Raw genomic sequence first — 24,044 nt, 5'->3', positions numbered from 1 at the left:
GTAATCATTTCAAGTTGATCTCGCTGAATAGAATTATGTTTCGAAAGCATCGTCATCACCTCAAGTTTTAATACTCCTATATTAAAACAAAATAGACTGTAGGCAAAAGTGTTTATTTCTAATTGTTAAAACAAAGTTGATTGGAACGGAAGGTGCGAGACTCCTGCGGGAAAAGCGTGTCTAAGGGAGACCCCACAGGCGCAAAGGCGCCGAGGAGGCTCCCTGACCGCCCGCGGAAAGCGAGTGCCTGGAGTGGAAATCAACGTTCGAATTTTTACAACCCCTCAAAAAAACTGTAGACAAACTCGATTTTCATCGAGTTTGTCTACAGTCTGAAGTGCCTAACCCTCTATAGGGTTAGGCACTTCTTCTGTTCAGGGCTGAGCTATGGAAATAGTAGCGTTTAATTCAACTTCTACATTGCCTTTGATGGCTCGGGAAATCATACAACTTGATTCCGCTTTTACTGCAAGTTTCCGGGCTTTTTCTGCCTCCTTTTCCGATGTAATGGATGCTAATACGAGAGTTGGCCGATGAATAATTTTCTTGTAAGTGAATACACCATTCGTAACATCAACTAAGGCTTCTGATTGCATTGTCAAACTGACCTTTTCAATTTTACTTCGCTCTAACATGGCAGCAAAGGTAATGATATAGCAGGTCGAAGCTGCTCCTAGAAGCATTTCATCCGGATTGGTTCCAATCCCAGGCCCTTCCATTTCGGTTGGCACGCTTATTTGGGTCTGAAGATTCCCTGATTGAATCGTCCCGATATCATTTCTTCCGCCAGGCCATTCCGCGCTTAAATGAAAGTGATGCATCGTCATATCTATAACCTCCTTAATATTCTTTTAGTGTAAACGAATAAACAGGCTATGTATTCGATTTTGCTCGTAAATCAGGAAGTAATCTCATACATATTGAATTCATATATAAAGCAAAAATTAATAAAGCTAGTGAAACAAAAAGGCAGAGGCATTAGGCTATTTTAAGCACCATAATGGATAGGCTTTTCTATAATAATATAAATCGCTTTATAAAAAGATAGATATTTCATAACGGAAGGGCTGAAAAGTTGACAACATTAAGTAATCTGTTCGATTTAACGAATAAAACGGCTATTATTACCGGAGGCGGCAGAGGGCTAGGCAAACAGATAGCTTTGGCACTGGCAGAGGCAGGAGCTAATATTGTTATTGCCTCACGCAATCTTTCTGTATGTAAAGAGGTTTGTGATCACCTACAATCATTAGGAATTAAAGCGATCGCCTTTGAATGTGATATTACCAATAAGAGTGACATCGAACATGTTGTAAAAGAAACTGTTTCTCAATTCGGTGCCATTGATATTCTTGTCAATAATAGCGGTACATCTTGGTCAGGCCCGCTATTGGATGTTCCTGAGGATAAATGGGAGAAAGTGTTGAAGGTAAATGTTACGGGTACGTTCTTGTTTTCGCAGGCTGTAGCAAAGGTCATGTTACAGCAAAAGTCCGGCAAAATCATTAATATTGCATCTGTGTCGGGTCTTGGCGGTTCGATACCTGAAGTATTGGATACCATTGCTTATAACACAAGTAAGGGCGCTGTGATAACAATGACTAAGGATTTAGGGGTTAAACTTGCTAGACACGGGATTCAAGTCAATGCGATAGCACCAGGCTTTTTCCCGACTAAAATCACAAAAAAAATCCTTGAAGAATCCAACTTTGACATCGTAGGTCAAACTCCGGCTGGCCGGTATGGTAATGAAGAGGATTTAAAAGGAGCCGCCGTTTTTTTAGCCTCGAAAGCGTCCGATTATTTGGTTGGACATGTTTTAATCGTTGATGGAGGTATAGCAGCATTAGCATAATCGGAGAAGAGAGGAACGATATATATGACAGAAAAAAAATCAGATTTATATAAAGAGCTAAAAGTGTTCGGCAAACAAAAAGAGCAACAGTTGAATAGTAAAATTCAGGAGTTAATAAATAATAGGGAGTTAATAGAATCAGTTAGTAGAAGTTCACAAATGCAGGTTCCAGAGATAATAAAGATGCAGGAGGCCTCAGAAAGAAGGTCCATTATCATGAATTATCCTACAAAAAAAGATGTAGCCAATATTGCGAAATTAGTCCTCCAGCTCGAAGAAAAAATTGACAAATTAGAAGAGCTACTTTCCACTGTAATTCCAGAAAGAAATGGGTTTCTTAGAAGTCAACCTTCTTTGAGTGATTTAGGGGTCGTTTATTCATTAGGTAGTAAAAAAATGAACTCAAGAGAGGAATCTAACAAAAAGGAAGGTAGTAAAAAAATGAACTCAAGAGGGGAATCTAACAAAAAGGAAGAGAATAAAAAAAGGATTTTAGATTTAATAAACCAATTACAAGATTTAAAATTTGTTGGACAGAGGAATAGAAATGTCTAAACGGAAGGTGCCAAAAAATCAACCTAAATCGATATCTAAATGGAAACATTTTTCGGATATTCCCAATCAGCCTATGCCGGAAATGGGATTAACACCAAAAATTTCGGTGTGGAAAAAAAATAAATCTACACTTTGGTATTATCCGGCGGTAAAAAAAAGATATAACGTGCCGGTTTTTCTAATTTATTCACTCATCAATACCCCGTTAATTCTCGATTTAGCTCCAGGTAATAGCTTAATAGAAGCTTTTGTAAATGAAGGGTTTGAAGTGTATTTGCTTGATTTTGGAAGTCCAGGCTATGAAGATGGTGACATCTCGATTGATGATTATATCGTCGATTACATTCAAAAAGGAGTCCAGCGCGCATTACGACACTCCGGAGCGTCAGAGATAACTGTAATGGGTTTTTGTCTTGGCGGTACAATAGCTGCTATGTATGCGGCTATTGCAGACGAGCCTGTTAAGAATTTAATTCTCTCCGTTACACCTATAGATTTTAGTGCCTCCCAATCTTTTGATCAATGGCAAGCTGCAATAAAAGATGGTACCGCAGATTTTGACGAGACGATTGACATTTTTAAAACGATCCCAGCTAGTGAGGTTAAATATGGAATCCGCTTGATCACATCACCTATCTATATATCACCCTATCTGTCTTTATTAAATCAAGCTGATGATGAAGAATATGTTCAACATTGGCGTCGATTCAATGCGTGGACAAATGGACACGTGCCTTTAGCTGGAGCGACTGCAAAACAGATAGGTGAAGATCTTGTGATAAACAATCGTTTGGTTAAGGGGAGTTTAAGAATCAGAGGAAAAAAAGCTATGCTATCCAATATTGACGCTAGTGTATTAGTATCAGCAAATGAAAATGACCGTCTGGTACCGCAGGAAATGATTAATCCTGTTATGGAGCATTTGACTTGTAAGGATAAGACATACATTCTCCTACCAAGTGGACATGCTTCCAAGGAGTATGTGGGTGGACTCCCACTTTACCTTAAGGAATGGCTTCCGAAGCGATCTTCTCCAATGAATAATTAACAGTTTTTGAAGGGAGATGTATGATGTACGTGGTAAATGAATATGAAAATTTTAAAATTATGCCAATTATAGGTTATTTAGGGTTTGCACCCGTAGTATTCACAAGATTTTTTGGAACTATTCCAGATTATATCAGTTGAAAATAGTAGGGCTGGCTCGGAAGTTGAGCCAGCCCTACTACGTTATGAGTTATATTTTTACTCGATCTTCAAGTGGGGAGAAGGTTTTATCACCTGGGTTGGCAGTGGGTTTTCCAAATGGCATCGGTGCAATCAGCTTCCAATTCTGATGAATGTTCAATGTCTTGCTCACTTCGCCACCAATTAAGGGATTTTAGTGCTGAAGGCTGCTCCGAACCCTTTAATTTCTAAGGCTGCCCAAACGACAAACTGCAAAATACCTGACGATTAGTTGGACCAAATCGGGAAGTTTTCAGCATACAATTTAAATTGCTCTTGAAGACCTTTAATAAAAGCCTGATAATCAGCAAAATAAAACCGTACCATATCCATTTTCATTTTCTCTACTGATTGTCCGTAATTTTTTTTATAAAAAGTAGAAATAAAAGGTCGTATTTTTTTCATAGTATTTTCTATAAGTGAAAGGTAAGAATGGTTGACAAAAATATCACTCTAGTTTATCTTTAAATCAAGATATTTGGATTAAAAGTATTGTTCCTTGTGCTGATACCTCGAAGTCGAGATATTAATCATAGGTTAATTTATCTCTCTTAAGGGGAGATATATATAGAAAGGAGTGGTACAGATGGAATTAAAAGGATTACATCACGTTTCGGCGATTACGGCTAGAGCGGGTGGGAATTTTGATTTCTACACGAAAACGTTAGGGTTGCGATTAATCAAAAAAACGGTGAATCAGGATGATATTCGTGTGTATCACTTATTTTACGGAGACGAGGCAGGTTCTCCGGGAACAGAACTAACGTTTTTTGAAATTCCTCAGGCTGCCCGTACACATGAGGGGAACAATAGTATTTCAGAAATTGCTTTAAGAGTGAAAGATAATAAAGCGCTGGACTTTTGGAAAAAACGATTTGTAGAATATAATGTTGAGCACGACGAAGTAACGACTCGTTTTCATCGACAGGTACTTGCATTTAAAGATCCAGAAGGGCAGAGACTACTACTGGTTTCCGATCAGGATAATAAAGGCGTTCACGGAGGGGTGCCGTGGGATAAGAGCCCGGTACCGAAGGGATTTTCCATCCTTGGATTAGGACCAGTTAAGCTTACAGTTCCTAATATTGAACCGACTGAAAGAGTACTTACTGAGGTGTTGGGGTTCAGGAAATCAGGCGCATATTCATCATCTATAAGGGGTCAAAGCAAGATTATCGTTTATGAGACAGGCAAAGGTGGAACTGGTGCAGAAATTCATATTGAAGAGCGGAATGACTTGCCGCGTGAACGACTAGGAAGGGGAGGCGTTCACCATGTTGCCTTTCGTGTCGATAACGAAGAAGAACTGAGAAAATGGATAGAAAAATTAAATGAATCAAGTTTAATAAACTCTGGGTTTATTGACCGTTTTTACTTTCGTTCCCTCTATTTTAGGGAACCAAATGGTATATTGTTTGAACTAGCAACAGACGGACCTGGTTTTGCAACGGATGAAGAAGTGCAACACCTAGGAGAGTCTTTGGCCTTGCCACCCTTTTTAGAATCAAAAAGAGCGGATATAGAGGCGAATTTAAAACCACTAAATACAAAATCTACATTTTAATTGAATTGAAAGGTGGTTAACACCATGCGAAAGCAGACAAAAGGAATTCATCATATAACCGCCATAGTAGGTAATCCGCAAGAGAATGTGGATTTCTATGCAGGGGTATTGGGAATGCGAATGGTGAAAAAAACTGTGAATTTTGATGATCCAGGTACCTATCATTTATATTTCGGAGATGAATCAGGTTCACCTGGCTCCATCATCACTTTCTTTCCGTGGCCTGATGCATACCAAGGAAGAATTGGTTCTGGACAAGTAGGGATTACGACATATGTCGTTCCAGAAGGATCTATTGAATTCTGGGAACTACGTTTATCCAAATTTAATATTGAATTCGAGAAAGCCAACCGTTTCGGAGAGGAATATCTCGAATTTAACGATCCTCATGGTTTGCACCTTGAACTTGTCGCTCGTAAAGAGGGTAAAAATAGCGAGTGGTCATTTGGAGGTGTGCCTGCTGATAAGGCGGTCAAAGGGTTCGGTGGCGCGGTATTATTGACGGCAAAACCGGACAAAACGATGAAACTATTAGAAGAAGTGATGGGCTTGAAGAAAATTGCAGAAGAAGGGGATTTTATTCGCTTCAAATCCAATTCAGACATCGGGAATTTGATTGATATCAAAAAAACTATTATGCCAATTGGGAAAATGGGAGTAGGGACAGTACATCATCTCGCATGGCGTGCGAATGATTTTGATGATCATAAGGATTGGAGAGAGCATATCGGAAGCTTTGGCTATGGAGTGACACCTTTTACGGACCGTCAATATTTCGATGCCATTTATTTCCGTGAAGAAGGCGGCATTCTTTTTGAAGTTGCCACAGATCCACCGGGATTTGCTCACGATGAATCGAAGGAAACAATGGGAAGTAAATTAATGCTGCCACCATGGTTGGAAGAAAAGCGAGAAATTATGGAAAAAACGTTACTTCCGGCTGTACCAAGGGTTCTAAAGGAGGATATATAATGTTAATGAAACATATTTTTGAAAAAGGAAGTAATCCAGGAGCTCCGTTACTTTTGCTTTTGCATGGTACAGGGGGAACGGAAACAGACCTTTTACCATTAGTAGAAATGGTTTCACCAGGTTCATCCGTATTGAGTGTGCGCGGAAATGTTCTTGAAAACGGTATGCCCCGTTTTTTTCGAAGGTTGGCTGAGGGTATTTTTGATGAAGAGGATTTAATTTTTCGTACAAAAGAGCTTAATGACTTCTTGGATATAGCAGCCGGAAAGTATGATTTTGACCGTGAGAATGTGGTAGCATTAGGTTATTCTAATGGTGCGAATATCGCTGCAAGTTTGATGTTTCATTTTGAAGGGGCATTAAAAGGGGCGATTCTTCACCATCCAATGGTTCCTAGGCGAGGGATGACTTTGCCGTCACTTTCCGATGTACCTATCTTTATTGCCGCTGGGAAAAACGATCCAATTTGCCCGGCTCAAGAAACGGGTGAACTTTCACAACTCTTACAGCAAGCAGGTGCGACAGTCGACATTCACTGGGAAAATCACGGACATCAGTTAACACGATCAGAGGTCGAAGCAGCTAGTTCATGGTTTCAAAAACATTTATTGAAAGATTGAAAGAGGGAGAGAAGATGATTTCAGTAAATCCTGAAGGTCTAAGTGAACGGGAAAATTATAAATTTTTGACTGGAAGTATTATTCCGAGACCCGTAGCCCTTGTTACCACACAATCTGAAACTGGAGTATTCAATATAGCGCCGTTTAGTTTTTTTAATATAGTCAGTTCTAATCCTCCAATGATTTCAGTATCCGTTCAAAGGAAAAAAGGAGTGTCAAAAGATACTGCACGAAATGCGATTGAAACCGGTGAATTTGTTGTTCACATCACTGATGAAGACAATGTTGTAGATGCAAATCAAACGGCAGCAGAACTCCCAGCTGAGGAAAGTGAATTAAGGCTAACTAATTTCACGACGACGGCGAGTGATAAGGTTGCGGTTCCTGGGTTGCGAGAAGCGAAGGTACGCCTTGAATGCAAACTTGAACGGGCTATACCATTAGCAGGTTCATCAGATAAACCAGGTTGTGATTTGTTGATAGGGAAAGTAGTGTGCTACCATATCAAGCAAGACATCTATCACAATGGTCGAATTGATCAGAATGGACTCAAACCGGTAGCCCGGTTAGCTGGTCATACGTATACTAAACTAGGCGAGTTATTTGATCTTGAACGTCCTTAAAAATCACATTTGGATAAAACAAATGGCGACATCTTTTTTAGATGTCGCCATTGCAGACTGTAGACAAACTCGATGAAAATCGAGTTTGTCTACAGTTTTNCCTACAGTCTGTTTGAATATAGGAGTATTAAAACTTGAGGGGATGATTTACAACTTTTCATACTAATAAAAGCATAAGAAAGATAAAATTCAACTAACAAAGTGATGAAAAATATCTACTCTATTAATTAGATGGTAAAATTTAGTCAGAAGATTGTTGGGAAAGGAGGTTCACAATGGAAGTAATTTAGCAAGTGTCTTTTCAGCAATAATAATAGTTATAACTGTTTATTCAATGATGAAGGTATGCCTTATTGCCTATAAGAGGAATGAAATATCACTTCGGAAATTCATCATTTTTACAACTTCTTCGATTGTAATAGGTTTAATAGTTGCTTCCGTTTTACCCTTTGGTTATCAAAAAGTAATTGATTACATTTATTAACTACTTTTTTAAAGAAAGACCTTCTCAATTGAAGGTCTTTTATCTCTTTGTAAAACAACAATAAAGATTAACCTAGCCTTTGGAATAGCAAGTAACCCTGTTAAATCAACATTTTCATTTTAGGTTCCATGTATCTTTTGAAGTATCATCTGTCATTGCATATGCGATATTGAGAAATTTGTTTCGGACTCTTTTCTAATATCAGGTCTAACCTAAATGCTGCAATGAATACATTAAAAAGATGTAAGTAAAATGATTAAGGGGGAACTCAGTTGTCAGAAGGATTACATAGTATCATCTTACCCGTTTCAATTGAAAATGTATGGGGGTTTGTCAGTGTCATTGATCTATGGGCGCCTCTGGTCCCAGGATATATTAGTCATGAGATAATAAATGATGAGACACTCGTATGGGAGTTTAAAAGCGATTTGGGTTTAATGAAAAAGAAAATTAAACTAGAAGTTGATATATTAGAATGGAACGAACCTAATAAGGTAACATTTAACCTTCGGGGATTAAATGAAAAATTTGATGGATATGGTTACTTTTTTGCTGAACAGATCGGGAAAGGACAGACTAAGATGACTGGTTGTCTTGCGATAATGGCTAAAGGAGCTAAAGCACCGATTGTAAATGCTTTGTTAAAATCCTACGTTCCCCAAATGACTGTTGAATTTTCAGAGGCTATTGCACAAAATCTCCTTGTACAAAAATAGAGTATTTACCTATCGAATAAGGGTTAGTTGAGATAAATACTTGACAAGTATACCTGAGAGGTATGTATTATGAATTGTAAGGCGATAAGATTATTTTTTTACATTCATTCCATATGGGACTAAACGTGGATGGTATGCCTGATAAGAATAATAAGTTACAAGGGATAGGAGGTCAACCTCACACATGGAATATGAAAAGCAAATGAAAAATAGAGTTAAACGAATTGAAGGACAGCTTCGAGGGATTTTGAAAATGATGGAAGAAAATAAAGACTGTAGAGATGTCGTAACACAGTTATCTGCCACTCGATCTGCAATAGACCGTACAATTGGTGTAATTGTGAGCTCCAATCTTGTAGAATGTGTCCGGGAAGCTAATGAGACAGGTGAAAAGAACCCTGAAGAACTTGTTAAAGAGGCAGTTAATTTATTAGTGAAAAGCCGATAAAATAAATGAGTTAAATTCAGTGTATCCTGTATATTTTTTTGCAATGAAAGTTTGTATAAGAAGATTAAAAGTCACCCTGGCAGTTATGGATATTTAAGGGTTGGTTCGAAAATACTTATATAGATAGGCCTCTACAGGGAGGGGCCTATTTTTTGCGAATTTTTGTTTTCTTTTTTCTAATAGGCAAATCCTTTGATATAAAGAATTTGCATGTTATCCTTAAAGGGATAAAAATTGAGTGAGGGTATGCTATGGAATTCACGCATGTTACAACGGTTTTGTTAGGCCTCGTTATTATTCTTAATATTCTATTTGCAACGATTGTTATATTTTTTGAAAGAAGAGAAGCGAGCACGACCTGGGCTTGGTTATTGGTGTTATATTTTTTACCTGTAGTCGGTTTTATTTTATATCTTCTTTTTGGAACAAGTTTGAGGCACGCTCACTTATTCCAATGGGAGGATAAGAAAAAAATTGGGATTGAAGAAATCCTTGATAAACAGATGGAAGAGCTTTCTACGGATCACTTTCCTTTTCGAAATACCTCTTCGAGCAATTACCGTGATTTGATTTATATGCACCTTCGAAATAATGATGCAGTTCTGACGGAAGATAATCATGTCGATATTTTTTCGGATGGAAGAAAGAAGTTTGAACAGCTTTTTAAAGATATCGAAGAGGCAGAAAACCATATACATATACAATATTATATTATTCAAAGAGACGGTCTCGGAAAACGGTTCATTGAGGCTTTGACGAAAAAAGCAAATGAAGGTGTCAAAGTCCGCCTGCTTTATGATGAATTAGGGTCAAGGGGAATGACAAAAAGTTTTTTCAAGGACTTTAGGCAGGCAGGCGGCAGAGTGGAAGCATTTTTTCCATCCAAGTTAAAATTTATTAATTTACGTTTGAATTTCCGTAATCATCGAAAGCTCGTCATCATAGATGGAAAAGTAGGGTATGTTGGCGGCTTTAATGTCGGAGATGAATATTTGGGGCTTAATCCAAAGTTCGGTTATTGGCGTGATACACACCTTAGAATAAAGGGATCTGCGGTCAAAGCCATTCAAACTCGTTTTATTCTTGATTGGAATCAGGCATCAAAAAATCATGATATTATTTATCAGCCACATTATTTTCCTAATTTGAAGCCTCAGGGTAATATTGATTTGCAAATTGTGACAAGTGGTCCTGATTCTGAATGGGAACAAATAAAAAATGGCTATATTAAATTAATTTCTTCAGCAAAGAAATCGATTCTGATTCAAACACCTTACTTTATACCGGATGCTAGTTTATTGGATGCACTCCGGATTGCCAGCTTGTCAGGGCTGGATGTGAAAATCATGATTCCTAATAAGCCTGATCATCTTTTCGTTTATTGGGCAACAACCTTTAATGCAGGGCAGTTATTAAGAGCGGGAGCTAAGGTATACATCTATGATAACGGTTTTATACATGCGAAAATGATTGTTGTGGACGAAGAGGTCTCTTCGGTCGGTACTGCTAACATTGATGTCCGGAGTTTTAAATTGAATTTTGAAGTCAATGCCTTTATTTATGATGAAGGAATGGCCGAAACGCTGACGAAAAACTTTTATAATGATGTAGAAGTTTGTAGACAACTAACAATTGAAGAGTTTGAAAAACGTTCAAAGTGGATTCGTTTTAAAGAGTCCATAGCAAGGCTGTTATCACCCATTTTATAATTTTTATACGGAGCAGCCAAACACTATACGGGCTGCTTCTTTTGGTACAATAAATAATAATCAATGAAAGGGAGGATTTGTGGTGAAGACTTTTATAATCACAGGAGCTTCGAGAGGATTAGGTGCAGCTATTGCTAAGCAATGCTTGAAGAAGAGTGACCATTGTATTTTATTATCCCGTACAGCTCATCCTGAAATGGTGGAAATAGCTGCTCAATTCGGAACAAAACTTACTTTTATTTCCGTTGATTTAAATGAAATTGAGCAGCTTACTTCGTTAGTCAAGAAGATTCTTGAAGAGGTCGATGAAAAAAGCGAGATTTACTTTGTTAATAATGCTGGTGTAATTGAACCAATCAAGCCGGTAGGAAATCTGGGACAGGAAAGTTTGGAAACCAGCTTGCGAGTAAATTTTATGGCACCAGTAGTATTAGCAGATGCATTCGTAAAACGAACAAAGAATTGGGACCGAAAGAAGGTTATGGTCAACATTTCTTCAGGAGCAGCGAAAAATCCCTATCATGGCTGGGCTGCCTACTGTAGTACAAAGGCGGGACTTGAAATGTTCACCCGTGTTGCAGGATTGGAACAGGATAAGGCGCCTTTCCCTATGACTCTCATATCTTTTTCACCAGGTGTAATGGACACAGGGATGCAAGAAACAATTCGTTCAGCTGATGAACAGGACTTTTCCGACAGGGAAAAATTTCATGACTATAAAGAAAAAGGCACTCTAAGAAGCCCAGAATTCGTTGCGGAAAAACTATTGGAGCTACTCGAAGTAGATGAGTTGGAAAATGGAAAGTTTTACGATATTAAAAGTTTACTTTGAGGTATAGAAGAAAAGCTGGGATGGAAACTTAGCAAATAGTATTAAAAGTAAGAGGTTGTCCTTTTGGACAGCCTCTTTTCATTTTAAAGCAGTGATGATAATATATTTTTCTCTTTGTACACTTCTCACCATTTTGACAAGGTTCTATCCATGTAAACCAATTTTCTTTGCTTCATATGCTTTTCGAAGTACATTTCATAAAGAGTGTATGTAGTTTGCAGCCAGACCAATAGAAATGGTTTTGTTGAAAATTTGATAATTCCTTTAAATTAGCCTCCTATGACTGTTTTTTTGCGTCATGTATAAAAGTACGGGGAGACTGGAATATTGTAAGTTTTATTTACAAATCAATCAGTATAGATTAATAACATGGCGGACTCTGAGTGTCAATATATTCAGAATATTCAACACGATGAAAATTTGATAATTCGTTCTATATAAATACCCGAATAACATACACTTTTTCGAGGGAGTGGGAGGGTTTTGAATGACGATCGTTATTGTGAAAAAAGGTGATAGCCTATGGGAAATTGCTAAAATGAATAAGGTTGACCCATCGAGGATAGTCGAAGTTAACGGATTGGAATCAACAGCACTGGTTCCCGGTTTGGCGTTGTATATCCCGGATGACAAAGTGGTGAATCGAACGTATCTTATAAAAAATGGTGATACGCTCTCTAAAATTGCCCGACGTTTTGGAACAAGTATAGCGACCATCATGAAAGCAAATCCAGGGCTTGTTGCAAGCTCACTTAAGGTCGACACGGAAATTTTGATTCCGTCTCCTTACAAAAATCAATTGATCACGCTTGGGTTTGCCTTCCCAACTTCAGGTGGAGTAGTGTTTAAAACGCTTGAGGAGAATGGTGATAAGTTATCCTATTTAGCAATTGTAGCTTATTCCTTTACCAAGGAAGGCTATGCAGTCGTTGATGGTGATGATCTCCCTCTTATCGCGAAATGCGAACAGACCGGGGTGACGCCACTATTGATGATCCGGAATTTTCAAGACGGTGATTTTGATGCTGACTTGGCGGGTGAAGTTCTCGCTAGTTCGATTTACAGAGGGAATTTGATTAAAAGTATGCTGAATTTTGTAAGGGAGAAAGGCTATGGGGGGGTCAGTATGGACATCGAATTCATCCCGCCTGCAAGACGGTCTGATTATGTGCTTTTTTTAAAAGAATTAAAAGAGGGGTTGAACGAACTAATTCTTCATGTTAACGTACATGCAAAAACATCAGATAATCCTGACAATCGAATTGTAGGCGGTCATGATTATCGGGGAATTGGAGAGGTAGCCGACCTTGTTGCCGTGATGACAATTGATTTTGGGTATCCAACTGGCCCACCCGAACCAATTTCTCCACTTTGGTGGATGGTCGAGGTTATTCGTTACGCTTTAACGAATATCCCTGCGTATAAATTGCAGTCGGCATTTCCTATGTATGGATACGATTGGATTGTACCAAGCAATGATACGAAGGCATTATCAGCGCAAAATGCACAAAATCTTGCTATTGCGACTGGCTCGGAAATCTCTTTCGACACGTCAGCGGCATCACCTACCTATTCTTATAGAAAAGAAAACTTGGATCATGTCGTTTGGTTTGAAGATATTCGTTCGATAAGCGCAAAATATGAAGTGATTGATGCCTATGAACTGATAGGTGCCACTTATTGGCAGATTGGTTTGGAATTTCCACAGAATTGGGCGTATATGGAACAGAATATTATAATTATAAAATAGAATGTTTTGGTGTAAGTAATGAGCATTAAAAAGAGAATTTCGATCAACCATGCAATTTTGGATGGTTCTGTTGGTTTGCTGTAACGGGTCCAAGCAAGTTCCTACCCAGGAAAAATATGAGGACAGCCAATCATGATCAACACAGCCTTGGGTGTCACTAAAAAGGGAAAGGAGCTACGAAATGAAAGCTCCTTTCAAATACAGAAACAAATGGAGGTACAAGAAGGCTTGCAGTGATGATTTTATATTTCTTTCCCTTGAAAGTCCTTCCTTTTCCAAATCGCATAAAGAAAGGCAATGAATATTAAAATTGAAGAGAATTGGAAAGTTATTTTGACACCGTATGTTTCCGTTATATAGCCTAGAAGCAGAACGGAACAAGCAAACGTAAGATTGATAACAGCTCCCCAAACCGCATATATTTTCGCTAATGTTTTTTCCGATGCTTGATCTTGGATAAGCTTGGTGTAAAATACATCCCGAATTTGTTCTGGGAGGCCGTACAGACATGCTAGCAGCAAAGCAATTGCTGGATTAGTGTTCGCACCGAATAGCATTGTCAGTAGGGCACTGAGAAATAGTCCGAAAATAATGAAAAAGCAGATATATTTTTCTAGTAACTTTGCAAAACGGATGACAAGCAATCCACTAACAATCATGCCGATAAAGTAGCTTGTGTTAATATACCCCCACCATTGCTCTCCTAGTTTTAAGTTCTGTTCGACATATACATATATAACAGCAGCGACCCAGACGCTAGATGCTAAAGTTGTTATAAAATCAAGGGAGATGAGTGTACGAATAGTTGGTTTTTTTCGAATCGCAACCCATCCGGATTTAATCGAATCCCGACTTGATGAATGAATGGTTTCTGCTGTTTGTTCAGTGATTTCAATTTTTATGGTACAGATTGTTGAAACGGCATAAAGTATAACTGTCATCCAAATAATAAAGCTACTGCTGGTGGATATTAATAAAACAGAACCAAGTGGCCACCCTGAGACAAAGATTGTCTGGGTGATTACATTCAAAAAACCATTTGCCCTTATCAATTCTTCTTTTGGAACTAATTGAGGCGTCAAAGCTGCACATACCGGGGCAGCTACTCCATCTAATAATGAAATCATGGCGATAAAGATTAGAGCTACCACAGCAAAAGCTTGATTAAAATTAGTTATATAGATTCCTAGTATAATGAGTAAGATAGTTTTCCACAATTGAGATAGTACAAGGATTCGTTTTAAAGTAAATCTGTCAATAATGAGAGGTGCAAGTAAACTACTGAAAAACCGAAAAATCGTTGTAGTGAACGGAAGCAAGCTCAAATAAAGAGCCGATCCTGTTAAGGCATATATAAGTGAAATCAACCCGACTACATAAAATATATCTCCAAGATTAGCAAACGCCTGACCAATCCAAAGGTGGCGAAACGATTTGTTCTTCATGATTACCATCCTTTTGAATGAATAATGTTATATGGTATTAGAATGGATTTTTAAAATTACACTGGATTCACTCCTTAAAATTAATAGGTTTATGAGCCGGGTTAGTGGCTGTTTAATATAGATAATTTTACCATAATATTAGCTTCGTAATCCGAAATACTTGAAGATTAATGAATATGGAATTATACTCCTATATATATGTTTAAAAGGAGAATAATTTGATGATTCGACGTTTTGCTTCATATTACCTGCCACATAAGCGGTTATTCATTATTGATTTCTTCAGTGCAGTGGTTGTTGCTGTGCTTGAACTTGCTTTTCCGCTAGCTGTTCAATGGTTTATAGATACACTGTTGCCGGGTGACGATTGGTCGGCAATTGTTTCTGTGAGTGCGGGCTTATTACTTCTCTATATAATTAGTACATTCTTGCAGTTTATCGTAGGTTATTGGGGGCATAAACTGGGGATTAATATCGAAACTGATATGCGCGAAGAGCTATTTGAGCATGTTCAAAAACAGTCTTTTAGATTTTTCGATAACACAAAAACTGGCCATATTATGAGCCGAATCACGAATGATTTGTTTGATATCGGAGAACTAGCACACCATGGTCCCGAAGATTTATTCATTGCTATTATGACCTTTATTGGAGCTTTTTGGATTATGTTGACGATCAATGTGAAGCTGGCGCTCATATCCGTTTGTATATTGCCATTCCTTGTTTTGCTAATTGTTATAAGTAATTTAAAGATGAATAAAGCATGGAAGCAAATGTACAAAGAAGTTGCAGATGTTAATGCACGTGTGGAAGACAGCGTCTCAGGTGTTAGGGTCGTTCAGTCTTTTACTAATGAAACATATGAAATGGAACGATTTTCGACGAATAATCGCAGATTCCGTAAGGCGAAGTTACTTGGATATAAGGTAATGTCCTTCAGCTTATCAGGGATTTACATGATGACCAGGTTTATGACACTCGCAGTGTTAGTAATGGGTGCTTGGCTTACTTTTCATGGACAGCTCTCATATGGGGAACTAGTCGCGTTTGTCTTATATGTGAACGTTTTATTTAAGCCAATCGATAAAATCAGTGCGTTGATGGAACTATATCCGAAAGGGATGGCTGGATTTAAGCGTTTTACAGAACTTCTGGATATAGAGCCAGATGTCGAGGATAAAAAGAATGCATTTGCCGTTAATGCTCTTTTAGGTGATATTTCTTTTAATGATGTCACTTTTAATTATGAAGACAAAAAAACTGTTTTAAAAGGCATTGATTTGAATATCAAAGCTGGTGAAACCATTGCTTTTGTAGGTCCATCCGGAGCTGGAAAAACGACTATCTGTTCGTTAATCCCTAGATTCTATGATGTTATTTCCGGTTCAATTTCTATTGATGGAATTGATATTCGAGAGATGACAAAAAAATCACTACGGTCACAAATAGGCATAGTCCAGCAAGATGTGTTTCTTTTTACAGGAACATTAAAAGAGAATATCTCATACGGATTGCTTAATGCAACGCATGAACAAATTCAAGAAGCAGCAAGAAAAGCCCATCTAGAGGCTTTCATTGAAGGATTACCAGAAGGATATGAAACTCAAATAGGTGAGCGAGGTTTAAAGTTATCGGGAGGACAGAAACAAAGAATTGCAATCGCCAGGATGTTCTTAAAAAATCCGCCGATATTAATTCTCGATGAGGCAACATCTGCGCTTGATACTGAAACCGAAAGAATCATCCAGCAGGCACTTACCGAACTTGCTGAAAATAGAACTACACTTATTATCGCCCACCGATTAGCAACGATTCGAAACGCCGACAAAATTATTGTTGTTACAGAAGAAGGAATTGCTGAAGAGGGCCGCCATGAAGACTTACTTAAGCAAGGTGGTATCTTTGCTAATCTGCATAAATTACAATTTCAAAAATAATAGTGATCTAAAGCTACATGTCCTTTCATTGAGGATATGTAGCTTTTATTAATTTATTTGAATTATTCCTCAGTTATTGAATTAATTCCAATTAATGATAACAAAGTTGCGGAAAAAAAGTTCTGTTTTATTTAAAACTCATGAAAATTATCACTTAATCCGTTATTATATAGGTAATAAAGAATGGTTTAAGGAGCTGTTAAACGTTCGTTATGGTATAAAAGTAACGGTTTCTTTATTCCTTTCTTTGCAAGGGAAATATAAATTTTTACTATATAAACATGTAGGGGTGCGTTAATTGGTTACGGATATCATTAAAAGAATGGAAGATTTCATGAATGAAATGGAGGGAAAATGGGGGCCAATTGATAAAGAGTTTGATAAAGTACAATTTCAGGAGGATATCTCAAAAAGGTTCCAAACAACTTTGTACACCCTTAAGGACTCACTTTTTATGCAAGAGCAAATCGAAATTGAAAAATGGAAGAATCATGTGCAGAAACAATTGGAAGGATAGCTTGCGCAAATATCAAGATTTATTTAAAGAAGAATCTCCTGCAAGTAAAAAAAGCATCAGTAATCTCTTTGAATAAAAGGGGTTACTGATGCTTTTGATTTGCATTATAGGCCTAAGATTAAGGCCATATCGAAAGTGGCGGAAACTCATCAAGTTGCTGAGCATTGTTGCATACCTAAAATAGAAACTGACTTTTCGATATTAGTGCTTAAAAGGGAACGTAGCATGCGTTAAGTAACCGGAACCCTGAAATCAGAAGGCAAGATTAACAATTAAAATGGCTCCATCAAAAATCCGGCGATTAAGCATGAGAGCTATCGTAAAATATAAAAAGTTCAAGAAAACTCCGTCCATGTCAGATTCATTGGAATAGTGCGAAGGAAGGTGAAGTTAAGTACCTCCGAATGTCACCGTAATGAAAAATAAAAGAATGGATCGATAAATTGTAACTTGCTAACAGGTATAGGAATACTTTTTTATAGAATCGATAAGGCTAGGAGGATGCCGATAATCCCCGATAGCTCCCTATATATTATGAAAAATTATCATAATGTCAGTCACCGTCAAAATTAACTCGGGGGAGGTCCGAATGCGAGAATAATTACCAGACATACCATATTGTAACCCATTACCTCTCCAAGACGCTTAGGTCGAAAGAGGTTTAAACGATTGTCGAAACGTGTGTTCTTGATGTTACCCAGCCTACATTCTAAATGTACCAAAACATCATCTTTTTAGAAACATGTGATTCAGCTAGAGAATTGATAGATGCTATGGACAACAAAAATAACGTCAAGAAGGTTTCTGTTAAAGAGAGTAGGAAAGAGCGACTTTAATGTCGACTAATCAATGTCTTAAGAAATCTTAAAAATATCCTAATATAGAAAAAATGAAACTTCTATTCATTCATTCTTCAAATGGTTTAAATATTTATTGTTTAATTAATTTAGTGAAATTTCCAGAATGTTGTTATTCCCCTTGTGAGTAAAAATCTTTGTGCTTGGGCTCAGTTGAAATAACTTCCTCCACCGAACCGAAAATGACAGATAGGGCAACAGAATTCTGTTTGTATTTCCTTGAGGATATCGGGAGGAGATGTTTAAATATAGACTGGAAAGAAGAGTATCTATTGTATTTTGTTAAGTTGTTAAAAAATTCAAAAAATGGTTTGACAAGGATAAAAACAGAAGCTTATAATCAACGTAAGTTCTAATTTTGAAAACTGAGTTTTACATTATAGAACACATTTATTACTGAAGAAAAACTTAGGTCTAAAAATTGCAGAAATAATAATGGGATAAACAGGTATTTATTGGTAAAATGTCTTCCTTGCTCCGGTTAAAACAAAACGGAGTTTTATATTATAAAACAAAATTCTGCGATACTAACAAGAAATAGTAATGGGAAGTTCTTAATATCAGTCTATAATGATAACGCTTACAAAAACTTTAGGGGGTGTTTTAAATGAAAAAAAGAAAGTTTTATGGATTTGCCACAAGCGTAACTCTTGCTGGGGTATTACTTCTTTCAGGATGTGGAAGTGAGGGAGAAAAGACTAGCGGATCTGGGATTGAAAAGAAAACCATTAAAGTTGCACATTATTTTGCTGAAGATCATCCTCAAAATATTGCATTAAAAGAAAAATTCAAAACACAGGTTGAAAAGGAAAGCAATGGAGAATTAGAGGTCCAAATTTATGCTAACAGTACATTAGGAGCGGAAAAAGAATTTTATGATGGTGTCAGAAACGGAACAATCGAAATGGGTATCCCAGGTCTAATAATGCAGGCTGACATTCCTAAAATGGGGGTTCCTGAATGGCCATTCCTATTTAGAGATTTCGAACATGTAAAATCGGTACTGAATGGTCCGATTGGTGAAGAATTGACCGAAGACCTAAATCCAAAACATGGAGTAACGCCACTGGCTTGGAGTGCAAATGGATTTAGAATGTTTTCGAGCAATCGTACGATAGAAAGTATGGATGACTTTGATGGCCTTCGACTTAGAATGCCTAACATACCAAACTACATAAAATTAGGTGAATCGCTCGGAGCAAACGTTAGTCCACTGCCTATTTCTGAAGTGTTTACTGCTCTTGAACAAAAGGTAGTAGATGCTCAAGATAACCCTATCGCCACGCTTAGATCCTCAGGATGGAATGAAGTTCAAAGTGATGTACTAGAATCAAAGCATATGTTTAGCCCTAATATTTACATTATTAATAGCAAATTCTTTAACGGCTTGACTAAGGAACAACAAAAGATTATTGAAACAGCAGCAAAAGAAGCAGCAGCATATGAGTTTGAATTACTGGAACAAAGCTATGAAGATGATAAAAAATTCCTCCAGGATAATGGAATCAAATTTACTACGCCTGACGAAAGATTTACCCAAGAAATGGTAAAGGCGTCTCAACCTGTATATGATGAAGTCTTTGCAGAAAATGCTTGGGCAAAAGAGCTAGTTGGAAAAATTAAAGCAGAATAAAGCAAGGTCATAGGAAGGGGGAGATATAAAGATGAGTAAAATATCCAGACTATTAGAAAATACTTTGAACATTGTTATGGCTGCTGCATTAGTGATCATGGTTGTTCTCGTCTTTGGTAATGTAGTTCTTCGATATTTCTTTAACTCAGGTATCACTTGGTCAGAAGAAATGTCAAGGTACCTTTTTATCTGGCTGACGTTCCTCGGTGCCATTGGTGCTTATAAAAACAAAGAACACTTGGGTGTTGACATGGTCATTAAAAGGCTTCCAAACAAGATGAAAAAAGTGGTGCTCGTTATTAGTGATTTGATGATATTGTTTGTCCTTCTCCTTGTCCTGGATGGTAGCTGGAAAATGACTTTGATTAACATTGATAGTACAGCGCCTGCTACTGGTATGCCATTAGCATTTGTATATGGGACAGGTATCCTTGTTAGTATTTCCATGGGTTTATTGATCATTAACAATTTATATAGGATCTTTTTCAATAAGATTAAGGACGAAGAATTAGTCAGTATTAGTGAGTCTGAAGAGCTAATCTCTCTCCATGGTGATGAATTTATAACAGAAGGAATTATAGAAGGGAAGGAGGAGAAACAAGGATGATAGGTGTATTTGTCGGATCTTTACTAGGAGCAATGTCTTTAGGAATGCCTATTGCTTTTGCCTTACTTGTAAGTAGCGTAGTGTTAATGTACGCTCTTGGTATTTTTGACAGTCAAATCATCGCGCAAAACTTAATCAGCGGTGCTGATAATTTCCCACTCATGGCGATTCCGTTCTTTATGTTGGCGGGGGAGGCAATGAATCGGGGTGGATTGTCACGGCGTATCGTTGAGATGGCAATGTCTATGGTTGGGCATATCAAAGGAGGACTTGGTTATGTTGCAATAATTGCGAGTGTATTATTTGCAAGTTTATCAGGTTCAGCCGTTGCTGATACAGCAGCTCTTGGGGCTATCTTAATACCAATGATGACAAAAGCTGGCTATAATGTGAGCCGTTCAAGCGGGTTGATAGCATCTGGTGGAATTATTGCCCCAATCATCCCACCGAGTATTGGTTTTATTATTTTCGGTGTAGCCAGTGGTGTGTCCATTACAAAGCTATTTATGGCAGGGATCGTTCCAGGGGTTTTACTTGCGATCGGACTTACTATTACCTGGGCCATTATAGCACGCAAAGATAATGTAGCCGTTAAACCTCGTGCCTCAATTAAAGAAATACTTATTTCACTTCGTCAAGGGATATGGGCTCTATTCCTACCCGTCATTATCATTGGGGGATTGAAATTCGGATTATTTACACCGACTGAAGCTGCAGTCGTGGCTGCAGTGTACGCAATATTTGTCGGTCTAGTAATCTATCGTGAAATGAAAGTGACAGATTTGTACGATGTCTTTGTTCATGCCGGAAAAATGACAAGTGTGGTCATGTTTCTGGTCGCAGCAGCACTCGTGTCATCTTGGCTGATTACTGTAGCTGATTTACCTGGTCAGGTAATTGGCTTGCTGGAACCATTTTTGGATCATCCGCTCCTTCTATTAATAATGATTAACTTGCTAGTTATTGTAGTTGGAACAGCGATGGATATGACGCCGACGATCCTAATTCTCACACCTGTTTTGATGCCGCTAGTTGAAGCAGCAGGAATTGACCCAGTATACTTTGGTGTCCTGTTTATCCTGAATAATGCCATTGGTTTGCTTACACCACCGGTTGGAACCGTTTTAAATGTCATGTGTGGGATAAGTAAAATCAGTATGGAAGACATCATGAAAGGGATATGGCCTTTCTTGCTTGTTGAAGTAATTGTTTTGATTTTGTTAATCTTGTTCCCTTCCTTAGTATTAGTCCCTCTAGGATGGTTTACATCCTAATGGAATGAACCAGTAAGTGGATTTGTATGCTCAGAGTTATAACATTATAGGAGGAAATATGATGAATAATTGGCTTAAGCGATTGGCAGCTGGTGTGATTTTGCCGGGAATATTACTATTAAGTGCTTGTGGAAGTGCACAAAATGAAAGCGCTACAACAGACGGTATCCAGGAAAGAACAATCAAAGCAGGTATCGGAAATAGTAAAATGCACCCACAAGGGCAGGGGATGGTCAAATTTAAAGAACTGCTTGAAGAAAAAAGTGGAGGGAAAATGAAAGTCCAAAACTTCTTTGATGCCACCCTTGGAGATGATCAAAAAATGACAGAAGCTCTTCAAGGAGGCTTACAGGAAGTAACAGTTCCTTCAACTTCTCCACTTGTGGGGATGATAAAGGAATTTGGAATCTATGACTTTCCATTTGTCTTTAATAATGAAGAAGAAGCCTATTCAGTACTTGATGGTGCAATAGGTAAAAAGCTTTTGGATAAATTACCGGAACATGATTTAGTAGGTCTGGGGTACTGGGAAAACGGCTTCCGAAACTTAACAAACAGCAAACACCCAGTTGTAACAGCTGATGATTTCAAGGGCCTTAAGATACGTACCATGCAAAATGAAGTGCACTTAGATGCATTTTCAAAGTTAGGGGCTAATCCATCTCCCATGGCTTTCTCTGAAGTATTCACCGCATTAGAAACAGGCACTGTTGATGGTCAAGAGAATCCTCTCGCGACAATTCAAACGCAAAAATATAATGAAGTACAAGACTACTTAAGCCTTACAAAGCATGTTTATACACCATTTGTATTCCTTGTCAGCAAAAAGTTCTGGGATGACTTATCGGAAGAAGAACAAAAAATCATGAGTGAGGCTGCACAAGAAGCTGGAGAGTACCAACGGGCACTTAATCGAAAGGAAAATGAGAAAGCACTTAAATATCTAAAAGAAGAAGGAATGAAAATCAACGAAGTAAAGCCGGAAGAAATGGCAAAAATGAAGGAAGTTATTCAACCAGTGACGGACAAGTTTGCCCAAAAGTTCGGCCCGGATCTTGTTGAAGAAATGATGACCGAAGTTGAAAAAGTGCGCGGTAATTAAACAGCACTGCAGTATGGAGGAATGATAATGAATATTATCTCTGAGCTTTTACGAGAAATTCAATTACCGAAAATGGTCAAAGTGCGGCAGGTATTTCATGCACCTCAACTCGCTGATGTAGCGGGTGAGGTGCAAAAGGCGATAAAAGAAGCTGGGGTTTTATCAAGAATAATTGAAAATGACAATGTGGCTATTGCTGTAGGAAGCAGGGGGCTAGCAGATCTCCCTATACTGGTAAGAGAAACAGCAGCTGCAGTTAAGAATGCAGGAGGCAATCCATTTATTGTACCTGCAATGGGGAGTCATGGCGGAGCAACAGCGGAAGGGCAAATTGACGTGTTGCATCAGCTGGGTGTGACAGAAGAAGTGGTTGGAGCGCCAATAAGGTCTTCAATGGAAGTGGTGAAACTGGATGAGTTGCCTAATGGGCTCCCTGTATATATCGATAAATTTGCCTATGAAGCGGACAAAATTATAGTCATTAATCGGATAAAACCACACACTGCATTTCGTGGGCCGGTTGAAAGTGGTTTAATGAAAATGATCACAATTGGTTTAGGTAAACAAAAAGGAGCCGAAGCAGCTCATGCATATAGTTTTAAGTATATGGCTGAGCATGTACCTGAGATGGCGAAAATTTCCTTATCGAAAGCTCCGATTATATTCGGCATTGCGACTATTGAAAATGCCTACGATAAACCTGCGAAAATCGTAGCTGTACCGGCGGAGGATTTAGAAAAGGTTGAGACTGGACTGTTGATAGAAGCGAAATCGTTAATGCCAAAGATTCATTTCGATAAGATGGATGTACTTATTGTAAATGAACTAGGAAAAGACATTTCCGGGGATGGAATGGATCCAAACATAACGGGCAACTTCGCCACTCCTTATGCTTCTGGCGGTCCAGAAGTTAAACGGACCGTTGTCCTTGGACTTACCGAGAAAACTCATGGGAATGCAAACGGCATCGGTATGGCTGATATGACGACGAAAGCGGTCATGAATGAAATCGAATGGGAAAAAGGGTATGCCAATGCACTCACCAGCACCGTGACAGATGTTGTAAAGCTCCCTATGTTTTTAGATACTCAGGAATTGGCTGTAAAAGCTGCAATCAAAACGTGCAATGCCTTCGATTTAAATCAAGTAAGAGTCGTAAGAATAAAAAATACACTTGAAATCGGTGAAATTTGGATTTCTGAAAGCATGATGGAAGAGGCTGAAAGAAATAGCAAGTTAGAAATCTTGTCAGAATTAGAAGACTTGGTTTTAGACTATTAGATACCCTTCTTTATTTCTTTTAATAGATTTCATTTG

The 24,044-nt window shown here is 38.1% G+C and carries 22 protein-coding genes; 19 read left to right on the top strand and 3 right to left on the bottom strand.

Translation table 11 applies throughout. From position 1 onward, the window contains the following. Positions 1–374: 374 nt before the first annotated feature. Complete coding sequence (locus AKG34_RS13075) at positions 375–827, bottom strand: OsmC family protein (RefSeq protein ID WP_053346466.1); 453 nt, start codon at positions 825–827, stop codon at positions 375–377. A 248-nt stretch (positions 828–1,075) separates the two neighbouring features. Here AKG34_RS13075 and AKG34_RS13070 point away from each other — a divergent pair, with 248 nt between their 5' ends. From AKG34_RS13070 to AKG34_RS13060, 3 genes are read left to right on the top strand one after another with little or no spacing between them, the layout of a single operon-like run. Continuing rightward, positions 1,076–1,855, top strand: a complete 780-nt coding sequence (locus AKG34_RS13070) for an SDR family oxidoreductase (RefSeq protein ID WP_053346465.1) — start codon at positions 1,076–1,078, stop codon at positions 1,853–1,855. Between the two features lie 24 nt (positions 1,856–1,879). Further along, on the top strand, positions 1,880–2,410 hold the full coding sequence (locus AKG34_RS13065; protein WP_053346464.1) for a hypothetical protein: 531 nt from the start codon (positions 1,880–1,882) through the stop codon (positions 2,408–2,410). Then, the gene (locus tag AKG34_RS13060) at positions 2,403–3,458 is read left to right on the top strand and encodes an alpha/beta fold hydrolase (protein WP_083450784.1); all 1,056 of its coding nucleotides are present in this window, start codon (positions 2,403–2,405) and stop codon (positions 3,456–3,458) included. Before AKG34_RS13065 ends, AKG34_RS13060 begins: the two co-directional genes overlap by 8 nt. Before the next feature lie 189 nt (positions 3,459–3,647). Here the strand turns inward: AKG34_RS13060 and AKG34_RS29690 are convergent, their stop codons facing one another. Next, the gene (locus AKG34_RS29690) at positions 3,648–3,770 is read right to left on the bottom strand and encodes a hypothetical protein (protein ID WP_407946257.1); all 123 of its coding nucleotides are present in this window, start codon (positions 3,768–3,770) and stop codon (positions 3,648–3,650) included. A 453-nt stretch (positions 3,771–4,223) separates the two neighbouring features. Between AKG34_RS29690 and AKG34_RS13055 the strand changes: the two genes are divergently transcribed. The 9 genes from AKG34_RS13055 to AKG34_RS13015 all read left to right on the top strand — a co-directional run bounded on the left by AKG34_RS13055 (position 4,224) and on the right by AKG34_RS13015 (position 13,355). Beyond that, entirely contained in the window at positions 4,224–5,201 is a 978-nt protein-coding gene (locus tag AKG34_RS13055; RefSeq protein ID WP_053346463.1) for a ring-cleaving dioxygenase, read from the top strand. Between the two features lie 24 nt (positions 5,202–5,225). Next, the gene (locus tag AKG34_RS13050) at positions 5,226–6,173 is read left to right on the top strand and encodes a ring-cleaving dioxygenase (RefSeq protein ID WP_053346462.1); all 948 of its coding nucleotides are present in this window, start codon (positions 5,226–5,228) and stop codon (positions 6,171–6,173) included. Between the two features lie 5 nt (positions 6,174–6,178). After that, positions 6,179–6,793 (top strand): alpha/beta hydrolase, encoded by a 615-nt coding sequence (locus tag AKG34_RS13045; RefSeq protein ID WP_180320475.1) that lies wholly within the window; start codon positions 6,179–6,181, stop codon positions 6,791–6,793. A gap of 14 nt (positions 6,794–6,807) precedes the next feature. Continuing rightward, on the top strand, positions 6,808–7,416 hold the full coding sequence (locus AKG34_RS13040) for a flavin reductase family protein (RefSeq protein ID WP_053348102.1): 609 nt from the start codon (positions 6,808–6,810) through the stop codon (positions 7,414–7,416). Positions 7,417–8,172: 756 nt separating this feature from the next. Then, positions 8,173–8,616: an SRPBCC family protein gene (locus AKG34_RS13035; RefSeq protein ID WP_053346460.1), complete on the top strand. Its 444-nt coding sequence runs from the start codon at positions 8,173–8,175 to the stop codon at positions 8,614–8,616. A gap of 184 nt (positions 8,617–8,800) precedes the next feature. Next, a complete protein-coding gene (locus AKG34_RS13030; protein ID WP_053346459.1) occupies positions 8,801–9,064 on the top strand; it encodes a metal-sensitive transcriptional regulator in 264 nt (87 codons plus the stop codon). Between the two features lie 251 nt (positions 9,065–9,315). Beyond that, the gene (cls, locus tag AKG34_RS13025) at positions 9,316–10,773 is read left to right on the top strand and encodes a cardiolipin synthase (RefSeq protein WP_053346458.1); all 1,458 of its coding nucleotides are present in this window, start codon (positions 9,316–9,318) and stop codon (positions 10,771–10,773) included. A gap of 82 nt (positions 10,774–10,855) precedes the next feature. Beyond that, positions 10,856–11,605, top strand: coding sequence for a (S)-benzoin forming benzil reductase (locus AKG34_RS13020; protein ID WP_053346457.1), 750 nt, complete (start codon positions 10,856–10,858; stop codon positions 11,603–11,605). A 487-nt stretch (positions 11,606–12,092) separates the two neighbouring features. Continuing rightward, positions 12,093–13,355, top strand: a complete 1,263-nt coding sequence (locus AKG34_RS13015) for a LysM peptidoglycan-binding domain-containing protein (RefSeq protein WP_053346456.1) — start codon at positions 12,093–12,095, stop codon at positions 13,353–13,355. A gap of 242 nt (positions 13,356–13,597) precedes the next feature. On the opposite strand, the gene AKG34_RS13010 is transcribed toward AKG34_RS13015, so the two are convergent. Continuing rightward, positions 13,598–14,800, bottom strand: coding sequence for an MFS transporter (locus AKG34_RS13010; protein WP_053346455.1), 1,203 nt, complete (start codon positions 14,798–14,800; stop codon positions 13,598–13,600). A gap of 221 nt (positions 14,801–15,021) precedes the next feature. Between AKG34_RS13010 and AKG34_RS13005 the strand changes: the two genes are divergently transcribed. From AKG34_RS13005 to AKG34_RS12975, 7 genes are all read left to right on the top strand, one after another. Beyond that, positions 15,022–16,737, top strand: a complete 1,716-nt coding sequence (locus AKG34_RS13005; RefSeq protein ID WP_053346454.1) for an ABC transporter ATP-binding protein — start codon at positions 15,022–15,024, stop codon at positions 16,735–16,737. A 298-nt stretch (positions 16,738–17,035) separates the two neighbouring features. Further along, positions 17,036–17,254, top strand: coding sequence for a hypothetical protein (locus AKG34_RS13000; protein WP_053346453.1), 219 nt, complete (start codon positions 17,036–17,038; stop codon positions 17,252–17,254). Positions 17,255–18,718: 1,464 nt separating this feature from the next. Then, positions 18,719–19,744 carry a TRAP transporter substrate-binding protein gene (locus AKG34_RS12995; RefSeq protein ID WP_053346452.1) on the top strand — a complete coding sequence of 342 codons (1,026 nt, stop codon included), beginning with the start codon at positions 18,719–18,721 and terminating at the stop codon, positions 19,742–19,744. Between the two features lie 31 nt (positions 19,745–19,775). Next, positions 19,776–20,351 (top strand): TRAP transporter small permease, encoded by a 576-nt coding sequence (locus tag AKG34_RS12990; protein WP_053346451.1) that lies wholly within the window; start codon positions 19,776–19,778, stop codon positions 20,349–20,351. Further along, the gene (locus tag AKG34_RS12985) at positions 20,348–21,625 is read left to right on the top strand and encodes a TRAP transporter large permease subunit (RefSeq protein ID WP_053346450.1); all 1,278 of its coding nucleotides are present in this window, start codon (positions 20,348–20,350) and stop codon (positions 21,623–21,625) included. Before AKG34_RS12990 ends, AKG34_RS12985 begins: the two co-directional genes overlap by 4 nt. 61 nt (positions 21,626–21,686) lie before the next feature. Further along, positions 21,687–22,727 (top strand): TRAP transporter substrate-binding protein, encoded by a 1,041-nt coding sequence (locus tag AKG34_RS12980; RefSeq protein WP_236694942.1) that lies wholly within the window; start codon positions 21,687–21,689, stop codon positions 22,725–22,727. 27 nt (positions 22,728–22,754) lie between these two features. Then, the gene (locus AKG34_RS12975) at positions 22,755–24,008 is read left to right on the top strand and encodes a nickel pincer cofactor-dependent isomerase, group 22 (protein WP_053346448.1); all 1,254 of its coding nucleotides are present in this window, start codon (positions 22,755–22,757) and stop codon (positions 24,006–24,008) included. Positions 24,009–24,044 lie beyond the last annotated feature (36 nt).

The organism is Peribacillus butanolivorans (assembly GCF_001273755.1).
Taxonomy (GTDB): domain Bacteria; phylum Bacillota; class Bacilli; order Bacillales; family DSM-1321; genus Peribacillus; species Peribacillus butanolivorans.
The sequence above is the reverse complement of the archived record's forward strand: the minus strand, read 5'-3'. Positions and strand labels throughout refer to the sequence as shown.

Coding starts and splice junctions, on each gene's coding strand:
- AKG34_RS13075 (WP_053346466.1), bottom strand. CDS start 827: ATGACGATGCATCACTTTCATTTAAGCGCGGAATGGCCTGGCGGAAGA.
- AKG34_RS13065 (WP_053346464.1), top strand. CDS start 1,880: ATGACAGAAAAAAAATCAGATTTATATAAAGAGCTAAAAGTGTTCGGC.
- AKG34_RS13060 (WP_083450784.1), top strand. CDS start 2,403: ATGTCTAAACGGAAGGTGCCAAAAAATCAACCTAAATCGATATCTAAA.
- AKG34_RS13055 (WP_053346463.1), top strand. CDS start 4,224: ATGGAATTAAAAGGATTACATCACGTTTCGGCGATTACGGCTAGAGCG.
- AKG34_RS13050 (WP_053346462.1), top strand. CDS start 5,226: ATGCGAAAGCAGACAAAAGGAATTCATCATATAACCGCCATAGTAGGT.
- AKG34_RS13045 (WP_180320475.1), top strand. CDS start 6,179: ATGAAACATATTTTTGAAAAAGGAAGTAATCCAGGAGCTCCGTTACTT.
- AKG34_RS13040 (WP_053348102.1), top strand. CDS start 6,808: ATGATTTCAGTAAATCCTGAAGGTCTAAGTGAACGGGAAAATTATAAA.
- AKG34_RS13030 (WP_053346459.1), top strand. CDS start 8,801: ATGGAATATGAAAAGCAAATGAAAAATAGAGTTAAACGAATTGAAGGA.
- cls (WP_053346458.1), top strand. CDS start 9,316: ATGGAATTCACGCATGTTACAACGGTTTTGTTAGGCCTCGTTATTATT.
- AKG34_RS13015 (WP_053346456.1), top strand. CDS start 12,093: ATGACGATCGTTATTGTGAAAAAAGGTGATAGCCTATGGGAAATTGCT.
- AKG34_RS13010 (WP_053346455.1), bottom strand. CDS start 14,800: ATGAAGAACAAATCGTTTCGCCACCTTTGGATTGGTCAGGCGTTTGCT.
- AKG34_RS13005 (WP_053346454.1), top strand. CDS start 15,022: ATGATTCGACGTTTTGCTTCATATTACCTGCCACATAAGCGGTTATTC.
- AKG34_RS12995 (WP_053346452.1), top strand. CDS start 18,719: ATGAAAAAAAGAAAGTTTTATGGATTTGCCACAAGCGTAACTCTTGCT.
- AKG34_RS12990 (WP_053346451.1), top strand. CDS start 19,776: ATGAGTAAAATATCCAGACTATTAGAAAATACTTTGAACATTGTTATG.
- AKG34_RS12985 (WP_053346450.1), top strand. CDS start 20,348: ATGATAGGTGTATTTGTCGGATCTTTACTAGGAGCAATGTCTTTAGGA.
- AKG34_RS12980 (WP_236694942.1), top strand. CDS start 21,687: ATGAATAATTGGCTTAAGCGATTGGCAGCTGGTGTGATTTTGCCGGGA.
- AKG34_RS12975 (WP_053346448.1), top strand. CDS start 22,755: ATGAATATTATCTCTGAGCTTTTACGAGAAATTCAATTACCGAAAATG.